Genomic DNA, 15535 nt, shown 5'->3' on the forward strand with positions numbered 1-15535 from the left:
CACGCGACATCGTGCTCTAATTATTTAATCATCCTGCTCTAAGGCGCGAGCGTCTGCTTGATTTGCCAGCGGTCGTGATACCAGAGCCACTGTTCCGGATATTCCCGCACCCAGCTTTCCACCTTGTCGTTGAGCAGCTGGGCGGCCGCCGGCAGGTCGAGATTGCCATTGGCGTCGCGCGGCATGTCCAGCCGTGGCTCGATTTCCAGCCGGTAGCGATTTCCCGGCAGACGGATGCAACGCGCCGGATAGACTTCGCAGTTGAACTGGCGCACCAGCTTTGGCAGCAGCGGATTGGTCTTCACGTCGCGGCGAAAGAAGGTGCCCTTCAGCCCCTTGCGGAATTTCTGATCGACCAGCACGCCGACGCCCTGACCTGCTTCCAGCTGACGGGCGAGCGCGAAGGAGGAGCCGGCATGCGAGGGCACCAGCTTGCCCATGCGCGCGCTCCGGAAGTCGAACACTTTCTTGGCGACATAAGGATTATTCGGCGGCCGAAAGAGCACGGTTACCGTGAGCCCGAAGGCGGCACCCGCCACCGGCAGCAGCTCAAAATTGGCGGTATGGCCGGTAAAGACGATGAAGGGGCGCGGATTGTCGCGCAGGTCGAGGAAGATAGGGATGCCCGACACCTCCACCCTGCCCGGCTCCGACTTTTCGGGATCATAGTCGAACAGCTGGTCGAGGAAGACGTATTCCGCAGCAAGCCGGCCCATATTGCCCCAACTGGCGAGCGCGATCTCCTCGATCTCGGCCTCGCTCTTCTCAGGAAAGGCGTTGCGCAGATTGGTCAGCATCAGTCTGTGGCGGCTGGTCAGCCGGCCGAGGCGGCGCATCATCCTGTCGGCGAAGCGGATCGCGCCATCGGCCGGAAACAGCTTCAGGAAATTCAGAAAGCCGAACATCATCTGCGCCACCAGCCATTGCTGGAAATTCCTGAGCGCCAGAACGATCCGGGTGATGAACAGCTTCACGCGGTCAATCCATCTTCAGGATGATCTTGCCGAAGATCTGGCGCGATTCCATCCGCTCCAGTGCCCGATCGATATCGCCGAAACTGACCTCGGTATCGATGACCGGATGGACGAGCCCGCGGCCCATCTTCTGCATCGCATCCGCCATGTTCTCCATGCGGCAGCCGAACGAGCCGAAGAGCTTCAGCTGCTGCTGGAACAGCATCATCAGGTTCATCTCTGTGGAAACACCCGAGGTCGAGCCGCAGGTGACGAGCCGCCCGCCCCGCTTCATGCAGAGCATCGAGCCTGCCCAGGTGTCCTTGCCGACATGTTCGAAGACGACGTCAACGCCCTTCTTCTTGGTGAGTTTGCGCACCACGCCCTCGAAACGGTCGGTGCGGTAGTTGATGACGTGATCGGCGCCGAGCGCCTTGGCCTTCTCGATCTTGTCGTCCGAGCCGACCGTGGTGATGACGGTGCAGCCGATCTTCTTGGCAAGCTGGATTGCCGCCGTGCCGATGCCGGAGCCGCCGGCATGGACGAGGATCGTCTCGCCCGGCTCAAGCTTGGCATTGTCGAACAGCATGTGCTCGACCGTGCCGAAAGTGACCGGAGCAAGCGCCGCGCCGATCGCGTCGACGCCGGGAGGAGCCGGCACCAGCAGGCGCGCCGGCAGGTTGACCTTCTCCTGCGCAAAGCCGTCGAGATGGAAGCCGTGCACGCCCGAGACATGTTCGCAGAGATTATCGCGGCCTTCGCGGCAGGGGCGGCAGAGGCCGCAGGTGCGCGCGCCGTAGATGGAGACGAGCTGGCCCGGCAGCACGTTGGCGACGCCCGGGCCGATCGATTCCACCACGCCGGAGGCTTCCGCACCGATGACCAGCGGCATCTTGCGCTTGGCGAATGCCATGCCGCGCCAGCCCCAGACGTCGATATGGTTGAGCGCCACCGCCTTGACGCGCAGCGTCACCTCGCCAGCGGCTGGAGCATCCGGTTCCGGCAGATCGGTGATCTCAAGCTTGCGGTCGTCGATCAGTTGCAAAGCGCGCATGGCAAAATCCCTCGCCTGAAGGCGTCATCTCGTCTCGAAAATTTGTCGGGAACCGCTTAAGCCGGTTCGAGCGCCATGACAAGGCTGGCATTCTGCCCGCCGAAGCCGAAGGAGTTGGAAAGCACGGCTGAAACCTGTGCTTCCCGCTTCTTGTTCGGCACGACATCGAGAACGATCGACGGATCGGGGTTGTTGTAGTTGATGGTCGGCGGCAGCGTTCCGGTCAACATCGTCTGCAGCGAGAACACCGCCTCGACGGCGCCCGCCGCCGTCAGCGTATGGCCGATCATTGACTTGTTCGACGAAACCGGAATCCCGACCAGCCGCTCGCCGAACACAGCCGACATCGCGCCATACTCCATCTTGTCATTCTCCGGCGTCGAGGTGCCGTGCGCATTGATGTAGCCGATGCCGCTCTCGTCGATGCCGGCATCGGCAAGGGCTGCACGGATCGTCGCGATTGCCGGGCCGCCATCGGGCGACGACCGGGTGCGGTGGAAGCTGTCGGCCTTGTCGCCGGCGCCTTTCATGATGCCGAGCACCTTGGCGCCGCGGGCGACAGCTGATTCCAGCGATTCCAGCACCAGGGTCGCCGCACCCTCGGCGATGACGAAGCCGTCACGATCCTTGCTGAATGGCTTGGAAGCCTTGGTCGGCGGATCGTTCTGCGTCGAAAGGGCTGACAGCAACGAGAATCGGATCAGTGCTTCGGCACTCAGCGATCCGTCGGTCGCGACCGTCAGCGCGCGATCCGTGCGGCCTTGGCGGATTGCCTCGATGCCAAGCTGGATCGCCGTGACGCCGGAGGCACAGGCTGTCGACAGCGTCACGGGAAGGCCGCGGGTGCCGAACCGGTCGGCAAGGCGCTCGGAAATCGCGCCGAACAGAGCCGCCTCATGGAAGGCTGGGTCCGGACGCTGGCGCAGCGCCGTCAGGAAACGCTCATAGGCATCACCCGGATGGTCGGAGGCCGGCGAACGGTCGGCAAGCTCGAAGCGCGCGCTCCATTCCGGCTCGATCGGCGGGGCGGCGAGGAATAGCGGACCGTTGAAATCACCGGAAAGGCCGGCATCGGCCAGCGCCTCGATCGTCGTCTCGCGCGCAAAGGCATAGGAGCGCTCGACGGCGTTCGGCACCGGAATGCCGATGAAATCGACGGTGCCGGCGATCCGCGTCGACAGGCCCTCGGTCGGGAAGCGGTTGATCTCGTGGATGCCCGACGTGCCTGACGAAAGCGCTGCCCAGTTGTCGCTGAGGCCCTGGCCGAGCGAGGTGATGATGCCCATGCCGGTAACCGCCACGATCGGACGGCCGAGGTGATCTCTATAAGCGGAAGCTGTCATATCTCTCACTCCTCACGCATCTGCGGAAAGAACGGCAACGCCCTCGCCGCGCTGGTGTCCGACCGTGGTCACGACGGCGGCGGTGGCCCCTGCCCGCATCGGCGCCTCATGGGCGGCATCGAAGGGCGGAACCTTGGCCTTGCCGTCGACGGCAAGGGCGGCGAGCGCAAGACCCAGCGTAAACTGCGTCTCAATCGTATGGCCGGTGACGCCGCCGAAGCCGCGGATCGCAAAGTCCGGCAATTGATGTTCGAGCACCGCCCGCTCACGGGCGGCAAGATCGTGCATGCCGGTCGATCCGGAAAAGATCGCCGTGCTTTCGGCCGCAAGCCCGGCAGCCGGTGCCAAAAGCCGCTCCAGCCGGACTTCGAGATTGCCGGAATTGCGGTTGCCACGGTCACCCTCGACCGCGTCGATGACCGCATAGATATGGGCGCCGCGGGCTTCGGCGTGTTTGCGCGATTCGAGCACCAGGAAGGCGCCTGCCGAACCGGTGATCATGCCGCCGCCGTCGCTCGGCTTGCGCGACCAGAGCGGCACCCAGTCGCCGCGCGCATGGGCGCCGATCGCTTCGGTGAGCAGGATCATATCCGGCCGTTCGGCCGCGAAGGCGCCTCCAACAAGCGCATGCGAGGATTCGCCTGATTTGATGCGGTAGAAGGCGGTCTCGACGGCGGATATGCCGGCCGCTTCCTCGCCCATGAAGGTGCGCGACGAGCCGGTGACCTTGTGCACGATCGAGATATTCCCGGCGAGCAGATTGGAAAGCTGGGCGAGGAACAGCGTCGGCCTGAGCTCCGTCGTCAGCTTCTCGTTGAGCAGCAGCTCGCGGTCATTGCGCTTCAGCGCTTCGTCGACGATTAGTGTGTCGACATTGATGTCACGCTCGCCGCCGCCGGCCGCCACGATCATGTCCATCGTGCCGCAGGCTTCGATATCATCCTTGAAACCGGCATCATCGAGCGCAAGGCCGGCGGCGAAGACGCCGATGCGCTGCCAGTTCTCCATCTGGCGCTGATCACCGCGCTTGGCGATCTGCTGCGACCAGTCGATCTCGGGCAGTGGATGCACCGGATAGGGCTTGAACTTCTCGATCTCGACGATCGCCTTCGGCGTGCTGGCGGCCGAAAGCAGCGCGATATGCGCATCCTTGCCGACGCCCTGACAGGTGACGATGCCGATGCCCGAGATGACGACGTCGTTTGCAGCCTTGCTCATCCAATCACTCCCTGCGCCGCGATCGCTTCGAGAAGCCCGATCTCGCCGGCACGTTTCTTCACGATATCGCCGAGCGGCACCTCGGAAAACGGCATAGTGCGGAGTTTCAGCTGCGCATCGCAGACCTTCTTGCCGCCGCTGGTGATTTTAGCCTTGGTGACCGCGAACCCCGAACCGTCATGCTCGAGCACCGCCTCGATGTCGAGCACGGCTTCCGGTTCAACGAAGGTGCGCATCTTGGCGCCGTCGACTGTCATCAGGAAGGGCATGGCGGCAAAATTGGTGACGGCAAGCACCAGCATGCCGGAGGCCTGCGCCATGGTCTCGATCAGGAGCACGCCGGGAACGAGCGGCATGCCGGGAAAATGACCCTCGAAGACGGGGCTCTGCGCCGGCACGACGGATCGCGCCCTAAGCGTGCCCTTCTTCAGGTCCACCGCTTCGACGCGGTCAATCATCTGGAAATATTCCAGCAGCATTCGGATCCTCCGGCCCGACGGGCCAGATCCGCCCGCCGGTGACGCCTACTTAGGAACAAAATCGCCCGGCCGCCATATTCAGGGCGGCAGGGCGTTCAAAAAAGACTGTTATATCGCTCAGGCCTTGGCTGCTTTGAGCTCGTCGATCTTGGCGCAGAGGTTCTTCAGCACGAAGTATTCTTCGGTGGAAACCTTGCCTTCATTGACTTCCTGCGTCCACTTTTCGAGCGGGATCTTGATGCCGAATTCCTTGTCGATCGCGAAGACGATGTCGAGGAAATCGAGGCTGTCGATACCAAGGTCGTCGATCGTATGGCTCTCCGGCGTGATCGTCGCGCGGTCGATCTCACTGGTTTCTGCAATAATGTCGGCAACTTTATCGAATGTAGCGGTCACGCGCTGTACCTCATGAAATGACGATTTAAACCCCCTCATAGGCAAATCCATTTCAAAAGCCAATGCTTTCGTCCCGGCGTTGGGGCAATTTGCCGGCTGGGTGTTGCCTAAACAGCAATGGAATGCCGGCCTTTGCCGTCACCCAAGGCGCGAGGCGATGCCGCTGCAGAGAACCCGTCTCGCCAGCGAGGGCGAAGAAGCCGTCCGAATCAACCCGCGGACGGCCTCATCTCGACGCCGCACTTTCAATAACAGCCAGGGCACGCAAACTTTGATCTGGATCAAATCGCGATCCCGGCGAAATTGATAATCATCAAGCCGCGCTGGAAGAAATCGGGATAGCCGAACCCGCAATCGCGGCGTAATCGTCTAGGGCATGCCCGGCATGCGCAGCTACGCCCGGCACATGCGGATTTCGAAGGGATCAGGATATGGACGTCGCACATAGTGGGGTTCTCGAGGTTGGTATCCCCGTCGCCTGCCGTTCCTGCCAGGCGCGGCACGGCGTCGTCTGCGGCGTACTGTCGAGCGGTCAGTTGAAGGACCTCGGCCGCCACTCGCTGCGCCGCAAGGTCGATGCCGGCTGCGAGATCATCGCACAAGGGTCGGAAAGCTCTTTCTATTCGAACATCATGCGCGGGGTGGTGAAGCTCTGCAAGGTGATGCCGGACGGGCGCCAGCAGATCGTCGGCCTGCAATTCGCTCCCGATTTCGTCGGCAGGCCCTTCGTGCGCGAAAGCACGCTGTCGGCCGAGGCTGCGACCGATGCCGAAATCTGCGTCTTCCCGCGCAGCCTGCTCGACCGCATGATATCGGAAACGCCGGAACTGCAGCGTAGCCTGCACGATCAGGCGCTGAAGGAGCTGGATGCGGCGCGTGAATGGATGCTGACGCTCGGCCGGCGCACCGCCGAGGAGAAGGTCGCAAGCCTGCTCCACCTCATCGCCACCCATGCCGAACCGCAAACCGCCACAAGCACCGCCTTCGACCTGCCGCTATCCCGCGCCGAGATCGCCGATTTCCTCGGTCTGACGATCGAAACCGTCAGCCGCCAGATGACCAGGTTGCGCAAGAGCGGCGTCATACGCATCGAGAACTTCCGGCATATCATCGTCCCCGACATGGATGAGCTGGAGAGGATGATCAGTGCGTAAACTGGGGTCAGCTGCCGATTTCGGGGGCAGGCGCTGATCTGAGATTAGCGCGTAAAACAGGATCCGATACCGAACCCGGATTCACGCGCTGATCCGAGATTAGCGTGTGATCACGACGCGGGTATTGGCAAGGCCGGCCTGCCGCGCCAGCGAGAAGAACTGCGCCGCATTGTCGGGATGCAGGCGAACGCAGCCATGCGAGGCCGGCCGACCCAGGCGTTTCAGGTCGAAGGTGGCGTGAACGGCGTAACCGCCGTTGAAGAAGACGGCAAAGGGCATCGGCGCGTTGTCGTATTTTCTGGAGCGGTGATCGCGCGACAGCCACTTGGCGCTCCACGAACCGGTCGGCGTGACATAGCCGTTGCGCGCGGTCGAAACCTTCCAGCGATACTTGACGAAGCCGTTCTCGGAAACGGTCATCATCTGCTTACCGATGCTGATATTGGCGACCAGCGTTGCTGCCTGAGCGGCAACGGGAGAAAACTGCAGCAATAAACTTGCGGCCGCAGCCGCCAAAATCGTCTTCATCATAGCCCTCTTCGAACTCGCGCAGCTTAATTGCGCCCTCACGAAAGAGAGACTACGGCAATACTTGTTATATTGCTTTAATCCGAATGGTAATCACAATTTTAACGAGCCAAAGCAGGAGCAAGCGCCGGAAGATAGTGGCACCTGCTCACTGGAGCTTGCGTGCCGCCGAAGGCTTCTTGAGCCCTTGGTAGGCCTTGTTCATCTTCTCGCGGATTGAGGCCATCGTGCCGAGATTATGCCCGCAGGCCGCACAGGTGATGATGTCGGTCTCCCGGATCTCGGGCCGCTCGAACTTCATCTTGGTGCTCTTGCACTTCGGGCACGGTAATTCAACCTGAACTGTCATCGCTCTACTTCCGGTCTGACGAGATATGAGGCGGTCGGAATAAACGTTTGAGCCTGACCTGTCCACTGGGGCATGCACGGCACAACCCTACAGAAAACACAAAAACAGCCCGAACGTAACACCGGCGAGCACCATGCAGCTGGCGTAGAACACCGATACGCCGTCCTCGATGTCGCCTGAGGTCGCCACGTCGCGGCCGGCGTCGTTGATCATCGGTTCACGCACGATGACGCCGCCATAGATGCGCGGCCCGGCGAGCTGGACGTTCAGCGCACCCGCCATGGCCGCCTCCGGCCGACCGGAATTCGGCGAGCGGTGTAAGGCCCCGTCCCGCATCGCCACGCGGATCGCTTCACGGCCCGCGCTTGTTCCCCGCCGGATCCAGGCGCCGGCGGCAATCAGCAGGATGGAGAGGCGAGCGGCCGGCCAGTTGGCGACATCGTCGAGCCGGGCGGCTGCCCAGCCGAAGTCGATGTATTTTTCAGACTTATGGCCGATCATCGAATCCGCGGTGTTCAGCATCTTGTAGGCGAAGAGCCCCGGCAGCCCGAAGATGGCATACCAGAGCGCCGGCGCCACAACGCCGTCGGAGAAATTCTCGGCAAGGCTTTCGATCGCCGCGCGGCAGACGGCCGGCTCGTCCAGCGTCTCGGGATCGCGTCCGACGATGCGGGAAACGGCGGCTCGTCCGCCGGCAAGCCCTTCGTGGCGTAAGGCGACAGCGACGGCCGCGACGTGATCGGCAAGGCTTTTTTGCGCCAGGAAGATCGCCACCAGCCCGGTCTCCAGCAAGATGCCGACAGGGCCGAACAGCGCGAAGAACCGGTTGAACACGAAGCCTGCGGCCACCGCCAAAAGAAGCAGCGCCAGGATGGCGGCAATACCGTTCATTCGGCGTTGCGAGCCCGTGAGGCTTGCCGGGTTGAGCTGCCGCTCGGCATAGGAGATCGCCGCGCCGAACATGACAACGGGATGCGGCATCCGCGACCACAGCCATTGCGGATCGCCGGCGATCCGGTCGAGCAGCAGCGCCAGAAGCAGTACGAGAAGGTTTTCGTCGATCGTCATCGCTCAAATCTCTGAAGGGCTTCGCCAAGCCGCCTGTCTGCCGCCGGATCGGGCGGCAGCCCGAAACGCAGCCACTCCGGCGCATAGTCGAACTTGCGGACGAGAATATGATGGCGGCAGAGATGTGTGTAAATGTCGTCGGCTCTCGCATCGGCGACAAGGGTGAAGAGCGCCGTGCCTCCTGAAAGCTGCAACCCGGCGCCCGTCAGCACCCCATGCAGGCCGGCGCAGCGTTCATTGATGCGGCCGCGAATCGGAGAAACGTCCGAGCGCAGCAGCGAAGCTGCAATCGAAAGAGCCGGGCCGGAGACCGCCCAGGGGCCGAGCCAGTCTTCGAAACGCGCGAGAATATCGCTGCGCGCAATCGCAAAACCGAGCCGCAGGCCGGCAAGCCCGAAGAACTTGCCGAAAGAACGAAAGATCACCAGATTGGAAAGCTGCGGCGCGCGGGATGCAAGGCTGAGCGCCGGATCGGTATCGCCAAAGGCTTCGTCGACGACGAGAAGTCCGTCCGCTGCCTTCATCCTGTCGTGCAGGGCAATCAGCGTTTCGGCCGGCCATATCAACCCATCAGGATTGTTCGGATTGACGACGACAGCCAGCCGATGTCCGGCTCCGATCGCGGCAATATCGTCGACCGCATCGACGGCAAAACCGGCCGAGGCGAAGGCGCGCGCATACTCGCCATAGGTCGGCGATACCACGGCAACCCTGTTGTCCGTCACGGCAACCCTGTTATCCGTCACCGCGACACTGTTGTCCGTGCCGCCAACCAGCCTATCCGCCTCGACGAGGCGCGGCAGAAGCTGGATGACCGACTGCGTACCTGGCACCGGCAGCGGCAAGATCTCGCCGCTGCGGTAATGATCTCGCGCCGCACGCCTTGCCTCATCGAGGAGATGCCGGTCCGGCAGGCGATGCCAGGCCCTTGCCGGAATGTCAGGCAGGGCGACGGGGCACGGATTGATGCCCGTGGAAAGATCGAGCCAATCTTCCGGTCTACCGCCGAAGGTAGCGGCAGCGGCGGTGATGCCGCCGCCGTGGACGATCGGTGCGCTCATCCTGCAGCTCCGGCAAGATCGATCAGATGCATGTAGGAGCCTGCCACCTGGTCGCGCCTGAGACCAGCGGCGCCCAGATCGGTTCCGAGCGCATCCTGCACCTGAAAAAGCCGTTTGCCCTCGCCCTCGGAAACGACGCTGGAATAGTGGAATTCATGGGCCGTCATCATCCGAGCAAAGAAGGCGCCGTCGAGGGGCACAACACGGCGATAGCCGAGATGGCGCTTTCGCTCGGCATAGGTGGTGACGACGGGCAGCAGGCCGAGCATTTCATGGCGATGCCCCTTTGCATCGATCAAGCCCTCGCCAAGCACCATGTAGCCGCCGCATTCGCCATAGATCCGGATGTCGCGCGCTGCCGCATCGAGCATGCCGGCGCGGAAATTCTGCGCCTCTGCCAGCCGCCCGGCATGCAGCTCGGGATAACCACCGGGCAGATAGATCGCATCGGCATCACCAGCCGGCGCCTCGTCGGCAAGCGGCGAGAAGAAGGAAATCGCAGCACCCCGGCGGCGCCAGCCGAGCAGCATATGCTCGTAGGAAAAGGCAAAGGCGACATCGCGCGCCACGGCGATGCGGGCACCCAGTGGCGGCAACCGGTCGATATTGGCGGCCGACGGCCGGTTGAGCCCCTGCCTGGCGATGCGCAGCAGGAATTCGAAATTACATTCCTCGGAGACGGCATCCGCCGCATGGTCGATGAAATTGTCGAGGGTTGCGTGTTCGCCGGCCTGGACGAGGCCGAGATGGCGCTCCGGCAGGGAAAGCGCCTTGTCGCTGCCGATGACGGCGATGACAGGCATCCGGATAGCTTCGAGCGCCTGCCGCAGCATCGCCTCGTGCCGGTCGCTGCCGACCTTGTTGAGGATGACGCCAGCAACCCGCACATCGGCACGGAAACCGGCAAAACCAGTAACCAGCGCCGCCACCGACTGCGACATGCGCGAAGCATCGACGACCAACACCACGGAAAGCCCAAGCTGGGCCGCCAGATCGGCCGCCGTCCCCCTTCCGTCGGCCGCCCCATCGAAAAGCCCCATCATCGCCTCGATGACGAGGATGCGGTCGCCGGAACGGTGAAGGGCCGCATTGGCCGAGATCAGCTCCGGGCGCATCGCCCAGGGATCGAAATTCAGACAGAGCGTGCCGCTCGCTGCCGCATGGAAGGCGGGATCGATATAGTCAGGGCCGGCCTTGCCGGGCGCGACCGCGATGCCGCGCCGGCGAAGCGCTCGGAGCAGCCCGAGCGTTACCGTCGTCTTGCCGGCACCGGAGGAAGGGGCTGCGATCAGGAGGCCGCTCATGCCCGCACCTTGCCGGACCGGCGGAATGGATCGGGTTGTAGGCGCCGCCCCGCCAGCGCACCAAGCCAGTCGAGCGAGGCTCGGAGCCGGACCACCTCACCGACGACGACCACCGCCGGCGGCTCCAGCCCGGAGACAGCGACGGCCTCGGTCGCCTCCCCGAGCGTCGTTTCCAGCACCTGTTGCCGGCCAGTGGCCGCATTGCAGACGAAGGCGACGGGTTCCGACGCCAACCGTCCCGCGGCGATCAGCCGGGCGCTGATCTCGGCGATATGCTTCATCGCCATGTACATAACGATGACGGGCGAGCCCTGGCCTATCGCCTCCCAGTTGATCCTGTCGGGCACGATGCCGGACGAATCATGGCCGGTGAGGAAGGTCACGGCATGGTTGATGTCGCGATGCGTCACCGGGATGCCGGCATAGGCGAGCCCGCCGATACCGGCGGTGATGCCGGGCACGATGCGGAAGGGGATGTTGTGCTCGACCAGCGTCAGCGCCTCTTCGCCGCCGCGACCGAAGACGAAAGGATCGCCGCCCTTCAGCCGCAGCACTCGCTTGCCGGCGCGCGCAAGCTCCACCAGCCGCAGCGAGATGTCGCGCTGCTTCGCCGAAGGCTTGCCGCCGCGTTTACCGGCATATTCCACAAGCGTTTCCGGCCGCGCCAGCGCCAGGCATTCCTCGTTGACCAAAGCGTCGTGCACGATGACGTCGGCCTCGGAAAGCGCCTTGGCGGCGAGCAGCGTCAAAAGCCCGGGATCGCCGGGACCGGCGCCGACGAGCCAGACGCTGCCCGGCTCAAGCGCCGGAAAATTGGAGAATGCGGCATCGATCATCCTGCTGATCTAGGCCCCGCAAAGGGCAAGGTCAACGCCGCGCCCATCGCCTCACTTGAAGTTGCTGAGAAGATCATGAATCACTTTGTGAAGCGTCGGATTCAAATCCTCGGAGAACCCGTACAACGCAATGAATATATTACAATATATCCCGAAGGCCGGCCGCGATGCTGCCGGCCCTCAAGCGTGTCAGGCTGCAAGCAGCGTATTACGGATGAGGTCCAGGACCCTTTCCGACTCGATGCCTGTGCAGACGATCTGGCTCGGCAAGCCATCCCAAGCGCCATCAGGCGGAAAACGCCGCCCATCTGGCCTGACGATCGTCTGGCCATCGGCGATGCCGCCGCAGACGACACGCACTGCACCCGATATTGACGAGAACAGCTCCGGCACCACGACATAGACGCAGGCGCAGCTGTCATGCACCATCATGCCGTCTTCAACCGCGTGCTTGTAGAAATCGATGTAGGACTGCGAGAGTGCGTCGAGCTGCTTGACCGCCTTGTCGCCCATAGCCGCCATATCGCCGAGATAGCTGCGGCTCATCGTGGTGATCGCGGTGACGTCGAGGCCAATGACGGCCACCTTCCAGGGCGCGGTCATGACGATGTCGGCAGCCTCAGGATCACCGTGGATATTGGCCTCGGCGACGGGCGAGACATTTCCCGGCACATAGAAATTGCCGCCCATGATGACGACGTCCTTGGCCAGCGTCGCAATCTCGGGATCCTCCTTCAGCGCCAGCGCCAGATTGGTCATACGRCCAACGGCGACGAGCCGCACTTCGCCCGGGTGGGCGCGCACCGTGTCGATGATAAAACGATGCGCCGGGCGCGGATCGAGCGGCAGGTCGATCGTCTCGGGCACGTCGATATCACCGAGGCCGTTCTCGCCATGCACCATGGCGGGCCATGGCCGCTCCGCGCGCGAGGAATCGATAGTGACGCTGGCGCCTTTGGAAACGGGTGCCGGTATATTCCATTCACGCTTGAGGAAGAGCGCATTGCGCGTCGTCGTCTCGACCGAGGCGTTGCCGAAGACCGTGGTGATGCCGAGAAGGTCGATTTCGGGATGACGATGCAGGAAGAGAAGCGCCATGGCGTCGTCGACGCCAGGGTCGGTGTCATAGATGACCTTGTGCATGAGATATCCTCTAGATGTGAACCGTGAAGCTGCCGGACGGTGCCGCGAATTGGCGCCACCATAACGCCCACTAGGCTTTCTGCAACCCGCTGCGGGCAACTGCCGCCGTCGCATGCGCAGATTTGATCTTGGCGACAGCAAGCTCGGCATCCGGCCCCGCAGCCGCCAGCGCAGCTGCCTCGGCGACCCCATGGCAGCCGACGCGGGCAAAGACGATCGCAGAGGGATTCGCGAGCCGCGGCGTCTCCTCCTCCAGCCGCAGCGCATCGAAGAAGACGCCAGGCACGGAAAAATGCGCAGCAACCGCAAGGATCGCCGGCTCCAGTCTTCGGCTGTCGATCGAGGCGATGGCTGCGAGTTCCGCCGCGCCGATACCGGCTACGTCGAGCGCCTCGATCGCAAGCGCCAGCACCTCGGCAGGCGACGTCCCGCGCTCGCAGCCGAGGCCGAGCACGTGGTGCCTCGCCGTATCGAAAGAGAGATCGCTCATGGAAACCGTCGAATGCGCCCTGCCCGTGTCGTTGCAGCCATTGCAGCTTGGCGCGGCAAATGCAACAAGGCCGTCTGAAGTCCCTCCCCCGGAATACCACCTTGCCCGATATCGCTTTCCATCTGCTTCCGCTGCTCTGCGCGGCGGCCTTTTTTGCCGGTTTCGTCGATTCCATTGCCGGCGGCGGCGGCCTCATCACCGTTCCCGTCATGCTGATCGTAGGTATTCCACCACTCCAGGCCCTCGGCACCAACAAGGTGCAGTCTCTCTTCGGCGCCGCCTCGGCCACGATAGCCTATGCCCGCAGGGGCCATGTGCAACTTGCCGAACAACTGCCGATGGCGCTGATGGCCACCATGGGCGGCGCGCTCGGCGCGGCACTCGCGACGATCGTTCCAGGCCAGGTGCTGCAGGCCATCATGCCGGTACTCCTGGTGGCGATCGCCGTCTTCTTCGCCGTCAAGCCGAACCTCAACGACCTCGACACCCACCGCCGCATGACTCCCTTCGCCTTCGGTCTGACGCTGGTACCTGTCATCGGCTTTTATGACGGCGTCTTCGGCCCCGGCACGGGCTCCTTCTTCATGTTGGCCTTCGTCACGCTCGCCGGCTTCGGCATGCTGAAGGCGACGGCCCACACCAAGCTTCTCAATCTCGGCTCGAATTTCGGCGCGCTAATCGTCTTCGCAAGCTTCGGCGAGATACTCTGGAAGATCGGCCTGTTGATGGGTGTCTGCCAATTCCTCGGCGCGCAGCTGGGCTCGCGGCTTGCCATACGCATCGGCGCAAAGCTCATCAAGCCGCTGCTTGTGATCGTCTGCGTCGCCCTTGCGGTAAAGCTGCTCGCCGACCCGGCAAATCCGCTGCGCCTGTGGCTCGGCGTCTGACCCAAACCCTCGACCATCTTCCATTACCTCTGGCGTAATTGATAAGGTGCACCGCCTTCCCGCATGATCGGGCTGCCTGGAACTGATGGGCGATCAGAAGGAGATGACCCGATGAACGAAGCAAACACCAACGCAGAGCGCTATCTCGCCATCTGGAATGAGACGGATGCCGCTCGCCGCCGCGCTCTCATCGCCGAGAGCTGGAGCGAAGCCGCAACCTATATCGACCCACTGATGCGCGGCGAAGGCCATGAGCAGATCAATTCGCTGGTCGAGGCCGTGCAAAGCCGCTTCCCCGGCTTCCGCTTCGCCCTGATCGGGGCGGCCGACGGCTACGGCGACAACCTGCGCTTCTCCTGGGGCCTCGGCCCGGAAAATGGCGCAGCGCTGATAAAGGGCACGGATTTCGCCGAACTCCAAGGCGGCAAGCTGAAATCCGTCCGCGGGTTCATAGATTTGCTGCCGGAAGCCGCCTGATGACGCCGACCGCCCGCTCGCTTGGAGACCATTTGCGCGAATGGCGCCAACGTCGCCGCATGAGCCAGCTCGAGCTCGCGCTGGAGGCGGAGATCTCGCAGCGCCATCTGAGCTTCATCGAGAGCGGGCGCTCGACACCGAGCCGCGACATGCTGCTGCATCTTGCCGAACGGCTCGACGTGCCCCTTCGCGATCGGAACCCGCTGCTGCTCGCGGCGGGTTTCGCTCCTGTTTTTGCCGAACGCGCGCTCGACGATCCCGCAATGGAACCGGCCCGTCTCGCCATCGACATAGTGCTGAAAGGGCACGAGCCCTTCCCAGCAATCGCCGTCGACCGCCATTGGACACTCATCGCGGCCAATGCGGCCATCGCTCCGCTGCTCTCAGCCGTTGCTGACCAGGCTCTGCTCACGGCACCCGTCAACGTACTGCGCCTCAGCCTGCATCCACAAGGATTGGCGCCCCATATCAAAAACCTTTCCGAGTGGCGCGCCCACCTTATCGGCAGGCTGCGCCAACAGTTCTCGGCTTCGGGCGATCCAATGTTGGACAAGCTTTTGAAGGAGTTGTTGTCCTATCCAGCGCCTAAAACTGCTGGCGAGGTCCATACCGACTATGCCGGCATCGCCGTTCCCCTTCAGCTTTGGACCAAGGCTGGCTTGCTTTCCCTGATCTCGACAACAACGATCTTCGGCACGCCCGTCGACATCACTTTGTCGGAACTCGCGGTCGAATCTTTCTTTCCGGCGGATGAGGAAACGGCTGCCATCCTGCGCAGCCTCGCGCTCAACTGAC

The 15535-nt window shown here is 63.1% G+C and carries 18 protein-coding genes; 4 read left to right on the plus strand and 14 right to left on the minus strand.

The genetic code is table 11. The features are described 5' to 3' along the window. Positions 1 to 38: 38 nt before the first annotated feature. The 6 genes from AC1D1Z_RS02395 to AC1D1Z_RS02420 form a co-directional block, all read right to left on the minus strand. A complete protein-coding gene (locus tag AC1D1Z_RS02395) occupies positions 39 to 974 on the minus strand; it encodes a lipid A biosynthesis lauroyl acyltransferase (protein ID WP_130652568.1) in 936 nt (311 codons plus the stop codon). A 4-nt stretch (positions 975 to 978) separates the two neighbouring features. Beyond that, on the minus strand, positions 979 to 2007 hold the full coding sequence (locus tag AC1D1Z_RS02400; protein WP_018242381.1) for a zinc-binding dehydrogenase: 1029 nt from the start codon (positions 2005 to 2007) through the stop codon (positions 979 to 981). Positions 2008 to 2063: 56 nt separating this feature from the next. Continuing rightward, a complete protein-coding gene (locus AC1D1Z_RS02405; RefSeq protein ID WP_018242382.1) occupies positions 2064 to 3350 on the minus strand; it encodes a beta-ketoacyl-ACP synthase in 1287 nt (428 codons plus the stop codon). Positions 3351 to 3362: 12 nt separating this feature from the next. Then, entirely contained in the window at positions 3363 to 4568 is a 1206-nt protein-coding gene (locus AC1D1Z_RS02410) for a beta-ketoacyl-ACP synthase (RefSeq protein WP_047621432.1), read from the minus strand. Next, positions 4565 to 5047, minus strand: coding sequence for a 3-hydroxyacyl-ACP dehydratase FabZ family protein (locus AC1D1Z_RS02415; RefSeq protein ID WP_018447301.1), 483 nt, complete (start codon positions 5045 to 5047; stop codon positions 4565 to 4567). The genes AC1D1Z_RS02410 and AC1D1Z_RS02415 overlap by 4 nt, the downstream gene beginning before the upstream one ends. A gap of 117 nt (positions 5048 to 5164) precedes the next feature. Next, a complete protein-coding gene (locus tag AC1D1Z_RS02420) occupies positions 5165 to 5443 on the minus strand; it encodes an acyl carrier protein (RefSeq protein WP_003540486.1) in 279 nt (92 codons plus the stop codon). A 431-nt stretch (positions 5444 to 5874) separates the two neighbouring features. Between AC1D1Z_RS02420 and AC1D1Z_RS02425 the strand changes: the two genes are divergently transcribed. After that, positions 5875 to 6597, plus strand: coding sequence for a Crp/Fnr family transcriptional regulator (locus AC1D1Z_RS02425; RefSeq protein ID WP_018447299.1), 723 nt, complete (start codon positions 5875 to 5877; stop codon positions 6595 to 6597). Positions 6598 to 6696: 99 nt separating this feature from the next. Here AC1D1Z_RS02425 and AC1D1Z_RS02430 read toward each other — a convergent pair whose 3' ends face one another. The 8 genes from AC1D1Z_RS02430 to AC1D1Z_RS02465 form a co-directional block, all read right to left on the minus strand. Further along, a complete protein-coding gene (locus AC1D1Z_RS02430; protein ID WP_196767180.1) occupies positions 6697 to 7128 on the minus strand; it encodes a L,D-transpeptidase in 432 nt (143 codons plus the stop codon). Between the two features lie 145 nt (positions 7129 to 7273). Beyond that, a complete protein-coding gene (locus AC1D1Z_RS02435; protein WP_018074603.1) occupies positions 7274 to 7474 on the minus strand; it encodes an ECs_2282 family putative zinc-binding protein in 201 nt (66 codons plus the stop codon). Positions 7475 to 7561: 87 nt separating this feature from the next. Continuing rightward, the gene (gene cbiB / locus AC1D1Z_RS02440; protein ID WP_018447296.1) at positions 7562 to 8542 is read right to left on the minus strand and encodes an adenosylcobinamide-phosphate synthase CbiB; all 981 of its coding nucleotides are present in this window, start codon (positions 8540 to 8542) and stop codon (positions 7562 to 7564) included. Then, positions 8539 to 9603, minus strand: a complete 1065-nt coding sequence (cobD, locus tag AC1D1Z_RS02445; RefSeq protein ID WP_028733093.1) for a threonine-phosphate decarboxylase CobD — start codon at positions 9601 to 9603, stop codon at positions 8539 to 8541. The genes cbiB and cobD overlap by 4 nt, the downstream gene beginning before the upstream one ends. Then, positions 9600 to 10907: a cobyrinic acid a,c-diamide synthase CobB gene (locus AC1D1Z_RS02450; protein WP_018447294.1), complete on the minus strand. Its 1308-nt coding sequence runs from the start codon at positions 10905 to 10907 to the stop codon at positions 9600 to 9602. Before AC1D1Z_RS02450 ends, cobD begins: the two co-directional genes overlap by 4 nt. Continuing rightward, a complete protein-coding gene (gene cobA / locus AC1D1Z_RS02455) occupies positions 10904 to 11743 on the minus strand; it encodes a uroporphyrinogen-III C-methyltransferase (protein ID WP_130652569.1) in 840 nt (279 codons plus the stop codon). The genes AC1D1Z_RS02450 and cobA overlap by 4 nt, the downstream gene beginning before the upstream one ends. A gap of 189 nt (positions 11744 to 11932) precedes the next feature. Next, positions 11933 to 12886 carry a nucleoside hydrolase gene (locus AC1D1Z_RS02460; RefSeq protein WP_130652570.1) on the minus strand — a complete coding sequence of 318 codons (954 nt, stop codon included), beginning with the start codon at positions 12884 to 12886 and terminating at the stop codon, positions 11933 to 11935. A 70-nt stretch (positions 12887 to 12956) separates the two neighbouring features. Beyond that, positions 12957 to 13376: a cobalamin biosynthesis protein gene (locus AC1D1Z_RS02465; RefSeq protein ID WP_018242391.1), complete on the minus strand. Its 420-nt coding sequence runs from the start codon at positions 13374 to 13376 to the stop codon at positions 12957 to 12959. A gap of 101 nt (positions 13377 to 13477) precedes the next feature. Between AC1D1Z_RS02465 and AC1D1Z_RS02470 the strand changes: the two genes are divergently transcribed. The 3 genes from AC1D1Z_RS02470 (at position 13478) to AC1D1Z_RS02480 (ending at position 15534) form a co-directional block, all read left to right on the plus strand. Next, positions 13478 to 14263 (plus strand): TSUP family transporter, encoded by a 786-nt coding sequence (locus tag AC1D1Z_RS02470; RefSeq protein WP_477849395.1) that lies wholly within the window; start codon positions 13478 to 13480, stop codon positions 14261 to 14263. Between the two features lie 63 nt (positions 14264 to 14326). Beyond that, positions 14327 to 14740: a nuclear transport factor 2 family protein gene (locus AC1D1Z_RS02475; protein WP_182563285.1), complete on the plus strand. Its 414-nt coding sequence runs from the start codon at positions 14327 to 14329 to the stop codon at positions 14738 to 14740. Continuing rightward, positions 14740 to 15534, plus strand: a complete 795-nt coding sequence (locus tag AC1D1Z_RS02480; RefSeq protein WP_130652573.1) for a helix-turn-helix domain-containing protein — start codon at positions 14740 to 14742, stop codon at positions 15532 to 15534. Before AC1D1Z_RS02475 ends, AC1D1Z_RS02480 begins: the two co-directional genes overlap by 1 nt. Position 15535: the final 1 nt, after the last annotated feature.

The organism is Rhizobium sp. P1_E1, from assembly GCF_056406015.1.